11 protein-coding genes are annotated in these 12,117 nt (G+C 65.5%); 8 read left to right on the top strand and 3 right to left on the bottom strand.

Annotated features, from left to right (window positions below; genetic code table 11):
• Window positions 1-36: 36 nt before the first annotated feature.
• Window positions 37-1,707, bottom strand: coding sequence for a D-alanyl-D-alanine carboxypeptidase/D-alanyl-D-alanine endopeptidase (gene dacB, locus ACQKRQ_RS21035; RefSeq protein WP_408182304.1), 1,671 nt, complete (start codon window positions 1,705-1,707; stop codon window positions 37-39).
• Between the two features lie 221 nt (window positions 1,708-1,928).
• On the opposite strand from dacB, the gene ACQKRQ_RS21030 reads away from it, so the two are divergent.
• The 6 genes from ACQKRQ_RS21030 to ACQKRQ_RS21005 all read left to right on the top strand — a co-directional run bounded on the left by ACQKRQ_RS21030 (window position 1,929) and on the right by ACQKRQ_RS21005 (window position 7,709).
• Window positions 1,929-2,591: a response regulator gene (locus ACQKRQ_RS21030; protein ID WP_132373262.1), complete on the top strand. Its 663-nt coding sequence runs from the start codon at window positions 1,929-1,931 to the stop codon at window positions 2,589-2,591.
• A gap of 4 nt (window positions 2,592-2,595) precedes the next feature.
• On the top strand, window positions 2,596-3,897 hold the full coding sequence (locus ACQKRQ_RS21025; RefSeq protein WP_408287674.1) for an ATP-binding protein: 1,302 nt from the start codon (window positions 2,596-2,598) through the stop codon (window positions 3,895-3,897).
• A 156-nt stretch (window positions 3,898-4,053) separates the two neighbouring features.
• A complete protein-coding gene (locus ACQKRQ_RS21020) occupies window positions 4,054-5,574 on the top strand; it encodes a DegQ family serine endoprotease (protein ID WP_427479145.1) in 1,521 nt (506 codons plus the stop codon).
• Between the two features lie 301 nt (window positions 5,575-5,875).
• The gene (locus tag ACQKRQ_RS21015; RefSeq protein WP_408317906.1) at window positions 5,876-6,370 is read left to right on the top strand and encodes a carboxypeptidase regulatory-like domain-containing protein; all 495 of its coding nucleotides are present in this window, start codon (window positions 5,876-5,878) and stop codon (window positions 6,368-6,370) included.
• 151 nt (window positions 6,371-6,521) lie between these two features.
• Entirely contained in the window at window positions 6,522-6,914 is a 393-nt protein-coding gene (locus ACQKRQ_RS21010) for a DUF427 domain-containing protein (RefSeq protein ID WP_427479143.1), read from the top strand.
• 33 nt (window positions 6,915-6,947) lie between these two features.
• Window positions 6,948-7,709, top strand: coding sequence for a CoxG family protein (locus ACQKRQ_RS21005; protein ID WP_132373272.1), 762 nt, complete (start codon window positions 6,948-6,950; stop codon window positions 7,707-7,709).
• 136 nt (window positions 7,710-7,845) lie between these two features.
• Here the strand turns inward: ACQKRQ_RS21005 and ACQKRQ_RS21000 are convergent, their stop codons facing one another.
• Complete coding sequence (locus ACQKRQ_RS21000; RefSeq protein WP_427479141.1) at window positions 7,846-8,847, bottom strand: helix-turn-helix domain-containing protein; 1,002 nt, start codon at window positions 8,845-8,847, stop codon at window positions 7,846-7,848.
• A gap of 167 nt (window positions 8,848-9,014) precedes the next feature.
• Between ACQKRQ_RS21000 and ACQKRQ_RS20995 the strand changes: the two genes are divergently transcribed.
• Entirely contained in the window at window positions 9,015-9,647 is a 633-nt protein-coding gene (locus tag ACQKRQ_RS20995; protein ID WP_427479139.1) for a cysteine hydrolase family protein, read from the top strand.
• 136 nt (window positions 9,648-9,783) lie between these two features.
• Here the strand turns inward: ACQKRQ_RS20995 and ACQKRQ_RS20990 are convergent, their stop codons facing one another.
• Window positions 9,784-10,443, bottom strand: coding sequence for a TetR family transcriptional regulator (locus ACQKRQ_RS20990; protein WP_132376812.1), 660 nt, complete (start codon window positions 10,441-10,443; stop codon window positions 9,784-9,786).
• A gap of 430 nt (window positions 10,444-10,873) precedes the next feature.
• Here ACQKRQ_RS20990 and ACQKRQ_RS20985 point away from each other — a divergent pair, with 430 nt between their 5' ends.
• Complete coding sequence (locus ACQKRQ_RS20985) at window positions 10,874-12,106, top strand: efflux RND transporter periplasmic adaptor subunit (protein ID WP_427479138.1); 1,233 nt, start codon at window positions 10,874-10,876, stop codon at window positions 12,104-12,106.
• Window positions 12,107-12,117: the final 11 nt, after the last annotated feature.

The raw sequence follows: 12,117 nt of genomic DNA, 5'->3' as shown, positions 1-12,117 counted from the left end.
GGACGTTGCCGCGCGCGGCTTCGCTAGAAGGAACACTCAGTGAGCGCCACGCTTGTGCGGGTTTTTCCTGGGCTTGCTGCTGCGCGGTTCGACGACGGGATCGGAAACCTTGGTGAAGCCCTGCGACGGCCCCTGATACACCCATTCGAGCAGCGCGTCGTGCGCGGCGCGCGCGGCTTCCGAATGCGGATCGTTGATCAGGCTGACGACCACGTAACTGTTACCGTCAGCCGACGCCACATAGCCCGCGATCGCCCGCACATCGCGCAAGGTGCCGGTCTTGATATGCGCATTGCCTCCCGCGCCCTGGTTGGTCAAGCGGTTGCGCATGGTGCCGTCGACGCCCGCGATCGGCAGCGACTCCACGAACACTTGCGCGACCGGACTCGCGTTGGCCCGCTGCAGCAGATCGGCGAGCGCGAGCGCGGTGACGTGCTCGTCGCGTGAGAGGCCCGAACCATTGTCGAGCGTCAGATACTCCATGTCGATGCTGTCGCGGCGCAGAAACGCCTGGATTGCACGCGCTGATTTGGCGGTCGTCGCGGGCCCTTTTTCCTCGGCCGCCCCGATCGTCAGGAACAGGTTGCGCGCCATCGTGTTGTTGCTGAACTTGTTGATGTCGCGAACGATGTCGGACAGCATCGGCCCCTGGTGCGTCGCCACCAGTTTGGCGCCGACGGGCACGGCGCCTTCGCGCGTCGCGCCGCTGAACGTCCCGCCGGTTTGCTGCCACAGTGCGAGAAAACCGCCCGCGAAAAACGCCGAGTGATCGAGCACCGCGACGTTGATCGTGCGCGGGCCGCAGCGCATCGAATAGTCGCCGTTGAACGAGGCCACGACGGTGCCGTTCGGCTGCGGCGTGACAGTGGGCGACACCGAGGCCGCGTCGCCGCGGCACGGGCCGTTCACCGCATGCATCTGGTTGTCGATCTGCAATTGCGCAAGCGCGGGCAACACGTCGATCGCAACGCTGCCGTCCGGCGACGGCGTCAGCGTGAACGACAGCGATTTGAACGCGTACAGCAGCGGATCGGGGCCGACGTTGTACGGCGCGGTGGCGTCGTCGTCGAACGGCGGGAGGTCGCGCGTGGACGAATCGAAGTAGCGCTTGTCGAGCACCAGCGCGCCGTCGATGCCGCTGATGCCCGCCTTGTGGATCTTCTGCACGAGGTCGATCAGTTCTTCCGGCACGAGCTTCGGATCGCCCGTGCCTTGAATGTAGAGATTGCCATGCAGCACGCCGTTGGCGTCGATGGTGCCGTCCGCGTAGGCGCTCGTGCGCCAGCGGTAGTCGGGGCCGAGTATCGACAGGCCCGAGTAGGTGGTGACGAGTTTCATCGTCGAGGCGGGCATCATCGGCTTGCCCGCGTTCAGTGCGAGGATCGGCGTGCGATCGCCGACTTTCTCCACGACCACGCTGATCGACGACAAGGGCACGTGCGCGCGCTGCAAGCCGACCATCACCGATTGCGGCAAGACAGTGGTGACGTTGACGCTCGGACGCGCGGCCTTGACGCGAGCTTGCGCGGCAAGCGGCAGCGACGCGCCGCAGCCGAGCGCGGCGCAAGCGAGCAGCCAGGCGCTCGCGCGCGGCGCGAACCGGCGCGATAGACGAGTAGTGGAAGCAGTCAAAGCAGAAGCGGAGCGCGGACGTAGGGCGACAGTGTTGAAGCGGCGTGCGAGAGAAGACAGAAAAGCGTGCGTCATGGACGGGCGAAAAAGCAAAATGTCAGGGCGTGGGGCACGCGGCAATCCCGGCGGCGCCGAAGGATCGCGTTGGCGCGCGGACAAAAATACCGGCCGCGCGAAGCAAAGCGCCCATTGTAGAGAGTTGCCGCCAGGCTGCGGTGGAAAATGCGCCACGCGGCGCGCATGGCGGGGGCGGGCGCTAGAATGCGGCATCATCGAACGATTCGGAACGGATAACCATGCGCATCTTGCTAGTCGAAGACGACCGGATGATCGCCGAAGGCGTGCGCAAGGCACTGCGCGGCGAAGGCTTCGCGGTCGACTGGGTGGAAGACGGGGAAGCCGCGCTCAGCGCGGCGGGCAGCCAGCCTTACGATCTCGTGCTGCTCGACCTGGGCCTGCCCAAACGCGACGGTCTCGACGTGCTGCGCACGCTGCGCGCGCGCGGCCACGCGCTGCCGGTGCTGATCGTGACCGCGCGCGACGCCGTGGCGGATCGCGTCAAAGGCCTCGACGCCGGCGCCGACGACTACCTCGTCAAACCTTTCGATCTCGACGAACTCGGCGCCCGCATGCGTGCACTGATCCGGCGTCAGTCGGGGCGCAGCGATTCGACCATCCGCCACGGCAACCTGACGCTCGATCCCGCGTCACATCAGGTGACGCTCGACGGTGCGCCGGTCGCGTTGTCGGCGCGTGAATTCGCGCTGCTCGAGGCGTTGCTCGCGCGGCCTGGCGCCGTGCTCTCGAAGAGCCAGCTCGAAGAAAAAATGTACGGCTGGGGCGAGGAGATCGGCAGCAATACCGTCGAGGTCTACATTCATGCGCTGCGCAAGAAACTCGGCGCGGACCTGATCCGCAACGTGCGCGGTCTGGGCTACATGATCGCGAAGGACGCCTGAGCCGATGCGTTCGATTCGCCGTCAATTGCTGGTCTGGCTGCTGGCGCTGGTGCTGCTCGGCGTCGGCATCGCGGGTTGGCTCATCTACCGGCAAGCGCTTGCCGAAGCCAACGAACTCTTCGATTACCAGTTGGAGCAGATCGCCGCCGCGCTGCCGTCGGAACCGTTCTCGCAAGTGCTCGGTTCGCGCGACACCGGCGACGAAGGCATCGTGCTGCAGATCTGGAATCGCAACGGCGTGCTGATGTACTACTCGCGTCCGCGTGCGCCGCTCGCGCCGCGCGCCGAACTCGGCTTTTCGACCGAGCACACGGAGCGCGGCGAGTGGCGCGTGTATGGCGCGATCGTCGGCGATAACGTGGTGCAGCTGGCGCAGCCGGTTTCCGTGCGCAACCGGCTCGCGGCAAATGTCGCGCTGCGTACGCTGTGGCCGTTGATCGTGCTGCTGCCGTTGCTGGGACTCGCGGTGTGGGTGGTTATCGGCCGCGGACTCAGGCCATTGCGACGCGTGACCAGCGCGCTCGACGCGCGTCACCCCGAGGCGCTCGATCCGTTGCCGGACCAGCGTCTGCCGCTCGAAGTGCAGCCGCTCGTGCGCGCGCTGAACGGTCTGCTCGAAAGACTCGCGACCGCGCTCGATATTCAGAAAGCATTTGTCGCCGACGCCGCGCATGAATTGCGTACGCCGCTCGCCGCCGTGCAGATTCAGGCGCAACTGGTGGCGCGCGCGAAGGACGACACCGGCCGCAGCGAAGCGCTCGCCGATCTGCAAGCCGGCGTGACGCGCGCCACGCGTCTTGCCGAACAACTGTTGGCGCTCGCGCGTTCCGAACCGGACGGCCTCGCCGCCACCAACGCGATCGATCTGCGCGCGCTGCTGCAGGAGTGCGTGGTGGCTTACGCGCCGCTTGCGCTGAATCGCGGCGTCGATCTCGGCATCGAGGCGACCGAATCCGCCACCGTGATCGGCGATGCCGACGCGCTGCGCGTGATGTTCAACAATCTGGTGGATAACGCGACCAAATACACGCCACGCGGCGGACGCGTGGATGTCGGCCTGCATGTCGAAGAGGGCCACCCGGTCGTGCGGATCGCCGACAGCGGACCGGGGATCGAGCCGGCCGAACGCGATCGCGTGTTCGACCGTTTCTATCGCGCGGGTGCCGGCGCGAATCGCGTGCGTACCGACGTGGCGGGCAGCGGTCTGGGTCTGGCGATCGTGCGCCGCATCGCCGTGCAGCATCATGCTGCCGTGTCGCTCGACGAATCACCCGCGGGTGGCTTGCAGGTCACCGTGCGTTTCTGAAGGCAACGGGTTCTGTTCGTAAAGAGGCTTAAACGAGGCTTAAACAGGCCTCAAAACCAGGATGAAAGCGATCTGTCGCTGCTTAAGACTCTTTTAAGCGATGCCACGTACGCTTCGAGACATCCAAAGCCTCTTTCTCCCAGTCAGGAGTACACGATGAACGCGAAAACCTTGTCCCGCAGCGCTGTTGCCGTAGCCGTCGCTGTAGCGCTTTCCGCCGGCTATGTGGCGGGGCATCGCGACGTGCCCGCGCCGCAGGTGATCTCGCCGGCGCAGGCCGCGATGATGCCCGCTGAAGCCGCCGCCAAAACCGGCATTCCCGATTTCTCCGGCCTCGTCGAAACCTACGGGCCGGCTGTCGTCAACATCAGCGCGAAGCACGTCGTCAAGCAGACGGCGCTGCGCGGCAATCCCGGCAATGGCAACGGCGGCGGCACTCAGCTGCCGATCGATCCGAGCGATCCGTTCTACCAGTTCTACAAGCACTTCTTCGGCGGCATGCCGGGCATGCAAGGCGGCGGCGACGGCGGCGATGCGCCCGATCAGCCGAGCGCGAGCCTGGGCTCGGGATTCATCGTCAGCAATGACGGTTACATCCTGACCAATGCGCACGTGGTGGACGGCGCCAACGTCGTCACCGTGAAGCTGACCGACAAGCGCGAATTCCGCGCGAAGGTGGTCGGCGCCGACAAGCAGTCCGACGTTGCCGTGCTGAAGATCGACGCAAGCAATCTGCCGACCGTGAAGATCGGCGATCCGCGCCAGAGCAAGGTCGGCCAGTGGGTCGTCGCGATCGGCTCGCCTTACGGTTTCGACAACACGGTGACCTCGGGCATCATCAGCGCGAAGTCGCGCTCGCTGCCTAACGAAAACTACACGCCGTTCATTCAGACCGACGTGCCGGTGAACCCTGGCAATTCGGGCGGCCCGCTCTTCAATCTGCAAGGCGAAGTGATCGGTATCAATTCGATGATCTATTCGCAGACGGGCGGCTTCCAGGGCCTTTCGTTCGCCATCCCGATCAATGAGGCGATCAAGGTCAAGGACGACATCGTCAAGACCGGCCACGTGAGCCGCGGCCGACTCGGCGTGGCGGTGCAGGGCATGAATCAGACGCTCGCCAATTCGTTCGGCATGCAGAAGCCGCAAGGCGCGCTGGTCAGCTCGGTCGATCCGGGCGGCCCGGCGGCCAAGGGCGGTTTGCAGCCGGGCGACGTGATCCTGTCGGTGAACGGCGAACCGGTCGGCGACTCGTCCGATCTGCCGTCGCAGGTCGCGGGTCTGGCGCCGGGCACTTCGGCGACCGTGCAGGTGTGGCGCGACAAGGCCACCAAGGACCTGAAGGTGACCATCGGCTCGTTGTCGGATGCGAAGGTCGCCTCGGACAAGGCCGATCAGCCGGCCCAGATGCAAGGCCGGCTCGGCGTGGCGGTGCGGCCGCTGACGCCGGAAGAGAAGAGCGGCGCGTCGGTCTCGCATGGTCTGCTGGTGCAGCAATCGGGCGGCGCGGCGGAAAGCGCCGGCATCCAGCCGGGCGACGTGATTCTCGCGGTCAACGGCCGGCCCATTTCGAGCGTCGATCAACTGAAGCAGGTGATCGCCAGTGCCGGCAACAGCATCGCGTTGCTGATCCAGCGCGACAACGCGCAGATCTTCGTGCCGGTCGATCTCGGCTGATGTACCGCGCGGGCTGGATGGCCCGATCGCTCGTCCGGCTGACAGTTTGACCGACGCTCCGCTCATCCGCCCGCGAATTGAAGTAATGCTTGCCGGTCCGTTGCAGTTACTGCCAGCGGATCGGCAATTTTCATTTGGATCCTGGCATCGAAGTAAGGCGCTGCGCGCCACCCGGTGCGGCGCACGGCGGTTTCCAGATGACGCGGCCGGCAGCTTGGCACGCAGGTTGCGTCTGCCCTGATCCGGGCCCATCGCGGGATCCCGGGGAAGCAGGGATAAGACCTCAACAAGGAGCAAACCGATGAAAACCCAACGCAATCAGCGAAGGATCGTAGCCGCTGCGGTTACCGCAGCGCTCACGCTCGGTCTGGCGGGTGGCGCGTATGCACAGGCAAGCGATACGACCGGCGGCACGACCACCGATGAAACCAGCGCGGGCAACGCCAATGGCGGCGGCCTGCCGCAAATCCAGCAGCAGGGCGACGTCTCGTTCGTGTCGGGCGGCGTCGGTCTCGACGAATCGAAGGCATTGCAGCAGGCGCAAAGCCAGTGGCCGCTGTCGCTGCGCTTCACGGGGCCGGGTTCCGACTTTCTCGCCGACGTTCACGTGCGCGTGGTCGATGCGCACAACGGCGAAGTGCTGAGCACCACGTCGCGTGGGCCGTACATGCTGGTCAGACTTCGGCCGGGCCGCTACACGGTCCATGCGCAGTACAAGGATCGCGACCAGTCCAAACCGGTGACGATCCCGGCCAAGGGCACCGCCAAGACCGCGTTCTACTGGAACACTCAATAAGCACGACGCCGTTCTGCGCGGCGATGTGGTCAGCGCCGCACGCCGTGCAGGAAGGCCGCGCACTCGGCCGGACTTTGGTCGATAATGAAGCCACGGGCGCACCCCGTGGCTTTACTGTTTGCACGACCGCACACCATCACGGAGCCGAGACATGAGCGATGCCTTGACACCTCACGGGAGCCCCGGCGCGAGCGCGGGCGGGCACGCCATCGCGATCACCGGCAACAATCACCGGGTGCGCGTGATCCACGGCGGCGTGACCATGGCCGATACGCAGGCGGGGCTGACACTGTCGGAAACCGGTCTGCCGGACGTGTTCTATTTCCCGCGTTCGGATGTGAACATGGCCCGGCTCGAACGCTCGACGCACAGCTCGCACTGTCCGTTCAAAGGCGACGCGTCGTACTTCCATCTGCGCACGGAAGACGGCCTGATCGAGAACGCCGTGTGGAGTTACGAAACGCCGCTCGAGTCGGCGATGAAGATCAAAGGGTATCTCGCGTTTTACGCATCGCGCGTCGACCGCATCGATCAGACGTCTTGATCCCGCTGTCGCGCGTTCATCGGGGAGGCTGCCATGGAACTGAACGACGCGTTACGGATTCCGCTTGCGCCGTCCGACGTCTGGGACGCGTTGCAAGACCTTGCGCTACTGCGCGCCAGCCTCGACAACTGCGAGTCGTTCACACGCTTTGCGCACGGCGAATACGAACTGATCATGACCGTGCCGCTCGGCCCGCTGCGCGCGCGCTACCAGGCGCGTGCCCACGTGGCCGGCCAGGATTCCGGGCCCGCGGACGCGCAGCGCCGCACGATCAACTTCAAGGCCCGCGCCGAAGGCATCGGCGCATTACGCGGCCAGATCGAAGTGCGCTTGCGCGCGGACGAAAGCACGCACGGCGCCGACCGGGAGCGCGGCACGCGGATCGATTACACGATCTGGGCGACCTCCTCCGGCCCGCTCGCCGAACTGCCGACGCGGCAACTCGAAAACGCGCTGCATCAACTGGCCGACGACTTTTTCACCGAGTTCGACGCCGTCGTGCGCGCCAAGCATGGGCAAGGTCCGAATCGCGCGCGGGGTTCGGCGGTGCGCCGCCAGCATGTGTTTTTGCGGCCTATCACGCTCGGCAGCATGGCGCGGCGCGTGCGGTCGGATCACGGCAATGCGCTGCCTGGGCGTGCGGCCAGCGCGGCGCACGGAAGCGCACATGGTGTGTCGCACGGGGTCCCGCATCACGAGCCCAGTCCGCACGCGGTCCCGAACTGGGCCTGGGCCGCGATGATCTTTCTGGTCGCGCTGCTGCTGTATGTGGCGCGCTGGCTTAGCGAGCATTGATTTTCGAGCTTGCCGTAGTTGTGGCGCGCGCGGTGGGTTGCGCCGCTGTCGCGCCGATGCGACTACGAAATCCCGGTGGCTTGCTACGAAACGTCGTCGGCTGAGTAGCGTTGCACTCGCGCACTCGCACTCGCACTCACACGCCGCGAAACTCCCTTCTCCATGCCGACGGCGACGTGCGGAACGCCTCCGCGAAATGTTGCCGTAACGAAGCGGTCGAGCCGAAGCCCGCAATCCCCGCGATCGCTTCCACCGACTCGTCGGTGCTCTCCAGCAATTGCTGCGCGCGAGCGAGCCGCTGGGCCAGCAGCCATGCGCCGACGGTCGTGCCGGTGGCGAGCCGGAAGCGTCGCGTGAAGGTGCGGCGGCTCATCAGCGCGCGCCCGGCCAGCGTGTCGAGCGTATGCGGCAACGCCAGATTGCCGCTCACCCAATCGAGCAGGCCCGACAGCCGGTCGCCGCGCACGTTCGGCGGCATTGGCTGCTGAACGTATTGCGCCTGATTGCCTTGTCGATGCGGCGGCACGACCAGCCGGCGCGCCACGTGATTCGCGACGTCAGCGCCGCACATCTTGCGCATCACATGCAGGCAGCAGTCGAGGCCGGCGGCTGTGCCGGCCGAGGTCAGCACGTTGCCGTCGTCGACATACAGCACGTTGGGGTCTAGGCGCACGCGTGGGTAGCGGCGCGCGAAGTCGTCGGCCCACGCCCAGTGCGTCGACGCCGGACGGCCGTCGAGGATGCCGGCGGCCGCGAGTACGAACGCGCCCAGGCAAAGCCCGACCAGTTGCGCGCCGCGGGCATGGGCGGCGCGCAGCGCGTCGAGCAGCGCGGCCGGCGGCGTTTCGGCCGGGTCGCGCCAGCTCGGCACGATGATCGTGTCGGCGTCGGCGAGCGCTTCGAGTCCATGCGTGACGGCGATCGAAAAGCCGGCGGTCGTAGTGAGCGCGCCCGTTTCGGCGGCGCAGACGCGGAAGTCGAAGCCCGGCACGCCGCCGCCGCTGCGGTCCTCACCGAACACCACGCACGGTACCGAAAGATGGAAGGGACTGATGCGGTCGAACGCGACCACCGCGACAACGTGGCGGGCCGGTTCGCCGCGTGCCGCGGCAGAGGAAGCGGAAGCGGGCGTGGCCATCAATCACCTCGTGAAATCCGTCGATGGCCCGATTCTAGCGAATCTTGTCATTCGGGTCGCTGTCGTGAAGTGGGCCGTGGAGGAACAATGCAGTCATCGTCGCTGCTCTGCCGAGTCCAAACCGGAACCGTCCGCGCGGCCCCTTTACCCGACCGAGGAGTCTTGCCATGACCACACCGCGCCGCGCGCTGATCGTCATCGATGTGCAGAACGAATACGTGACCGGCGATCTGCCGATCGAATACCCCGACGTGCACAGCTCGCTCGCCAACATCGGCCGCGCGATGGATGCCGCGCGGGCCGCCGGCGTGCCGGTGGTGGTCGTGCAGAATTTCGCGCCGGCCAGCTCGCCGTTGTTCGCGCGTGGCAGCAGCGCGGCGGAGCTGCATCCGGTGGTGGGCGAGCGGGCTCGCGATCATTACGTGGAGAAGTCGCTGCCAAGCGCTTTCACCGGCACCGATCTGGCCGATTGGCTCGCCGCGCGCCAGATCGACACGCTGACCGTGACCGGCTACATGACCCACAACTGCGACGCGTCGACCATCAACCACGCGGTTCACTCGGGGCTTGCCGTCGAATTCCTGCACGACGCGACGGGTTCGGTGCCGTATGAGAACAGCGCGGGTTTTGCCAGCGCGCAGGACATCCACCGGGTGTTCAGCGTGGTGCTGCAATCGCGCTTCGCGGCAGTGGCGAGCACGGACGAGTGGATCGCGGCGGTGAAGAGCGGAGCGCCGCTGGAGCGTGGCAATATCTATGCGTCGAACCAGAAGGCGCGAGCCACGCGGGCCGCGGCGTAAAAACTCGCGGGCGGCGGCCGCTTCGAGTGGCTGCTATATAAGGACGCGGCACCACGCCGCTGCGCATGAAACGAAGGCGGCCGGGTTGCTCACCCGACCGCCTTTTTTGCATAGGCCCCGTGCGCCAGACAGATAACTAACCGCCGCCCGTCCGCTGTGCATGCCCGTTGCGCAACGCCGGGCTCAGCTTCAGCGCGTCGAACATCCCTTCGACCATCTGCACGGCATGGGCGCCGAAATCCGTGGCGTCGGGCAGAAACAGCATGTCGCGCAGCGAGCCGCTGACAAACGCATGCACCATCGCCGCGGCCAGCTTCGTATCCAGATCCACGGGCAGTTGCCCCTTGGAGATGGCGTTGCGCAGACCCCCCTCGATTTTCTTGAGCCCTTCGCGCATGTTGGTCTGATAGCGGACCATCACCGGGCCCATTTCCTCGACCAGCTCGCATTTCAGAAACAGGATGTCGAACACCCGCCGGCGACGCGGGTCATTGGCGGTGTCGCGCAGACAGACCGTGCAGATTTCCATCAAACGCCCAAGCGGATCGGGCTCGTTGGGATCTTGCGAAGCGGCTTTGAGTTCGTCCAGCGGCAAAAGCACGCGGTCGAACATTTCCGTGAACAGATCGCTCTTATGTGCGAAGTGCCAGTAGATGGCACCGCGTGTGACGCCGGCGGCCTGCGCGATGTCGGCAAGCGACGTGCGCGATACGCCTTTCTCGAAGAAAACCCGTTCGGCCGCGTCGAGAATGCTGTTGCGCGTCTCCTGCGCCTCTTCTTTGGTTCTTCTGACCATGTTGGAATGACCTGCCCTGATTGTGGGGTTTTCCCGAGCGTTTTTAAGTACGCCCGATGACAATCCGTCTCCCGTTGAGCGAATTGTGAAGCGTTCTTGCAAGCCCCCCGCCAGCAAGAGATATAAACGCACTTTTACATGCATTCGTGAATGTATATATAATAGCATCCCACGATCGGATAGCCCAAGCCGTGACGAAACGTTAATATCCGTCACTGTTGCCTTTCAAAACGCTCTTCGCGCCGTGCCCAGACGGGCGGCGCCGTGCGGCATTTCCCCGGTATGGCGCATTTCGCTCAGGATGCCCTGCAGGTTCGGTGTGCTTCCGCGGGTGTCCGGTCAAGCGTCGCAAGACGCATGTGTGCGCTGTCGTCCCCGGGGTAGGGATGCGCGCACTTTTTCATTCTCAGTCTTTGACAGAGGTCGCTCCATGCGCGTCGAACGGGTTCCATTCCGCTTAATTAGTGCCGCGACGGCTGCCGTATTGCTGGCAGCGTGCGGACCAAAACAATCTGCTCCGCCGCAACAAACGCCCGAAGTTGGGGTCATCACCGTCCAGCCGACGGCCGTGCCCGTCGTCACCGAATTGCCGGGCCGCACCAGTGCGTTCCTCGTCGCGCAAGTGCGCGCACGGGTCGACGGCATCGTGTTGCGCCGCGAGTTTACGGAAGGCAGCCAGGTCAAAGCAGGCCAACGTCTGTACAAGATCGATCCGGCACCGTACATCGCCACGCTGAATAACGCCAAGGCGACGCTGGCGAAGGCGCAGGCCAACCTCGTGTCGACCACCGCGCAGGCCAATCGCTTCAAGGTGCTGGTTGCCGCCAACGCGGTCAGCAAGCAGGACTACGACAATGCAGTGGCCTCGGAAGGCCAGGCCGCGGCTGACGTCGCCGCGGGCAAGGCGGCAGTCGACACGGCGCAGATCAATCTCGGCTATACGGATGTCGTGTCGCCGGTGAGCGGCCAGGTCGGCATCTCGCAGGTCACGCCGGGTGCTTATGTGCAAGCAAGCGCCGCTACGCTGATGGCCACCGTGCAGACGCTCGATCCGGTCTATGTGGACCTGACGCAATCGAGCCTCGACGGTCTGAAGCTGCGCCGCGACATGCAGGAAGGGCGCCTGAAGACCACGGGTCCGGACGCCGCCAAGGTGTCGCTGATTCTCGAAGACGGCCGCACCTATTCGGAGAAGGGCAAGCTGCAGTTCACCGACGTGACGGTCGACCAGGGCACCGGTTCGGTCACGGTGCGCGCGCTCTTCAAGAATGCGGACAACGTGCTGCTGCCGGGCATGTTCGTGCGCGCGCGCATTGAAGAGGGCGTCAACGACCACGCGCTCGTCGTGCCGCAAGTGGGCGTCACGCACGACCAGAAGGGTCAGCCGACCGCGCTCGTCGTCGGTAACGACAACAAGGTCGTGTTGCGTCAGCTGGTGACCTCGGGCACGTACGGTTCGAACTGGGTGGTCGAAAGCGGCCTGAATCCGGGCGACCGCGTGATCGTGCAGGGCACCGACAAGGCGAAACCCGGCATGCAGGTCAAGGCCGTTGCCGCGCAACTTCCCGCCACACCCGCTTCCGGCGCAGCTGTTCAGGGCGCGCCGGCCGCCAGCGGTGCTGCGCAGACGGCACAGCCTGCCTCCGCCGCATCGGGCGCGTAATAACAGGGAGC

This window comes from Paraburkholderia sp. NPDC080076 (genome assembly GCF_050281145.1).
GTDB lineage: Bacteria > Pseudomonadota > Gammaproteobacteria > Burkholderiales > Burkholderiaceae > Paraburkholderia.
The sequence above is the reverse complement of the archived record's forward strand: the minus strand, read 5'-3'. Positions and strand labels throughout refer to the sequence as shown.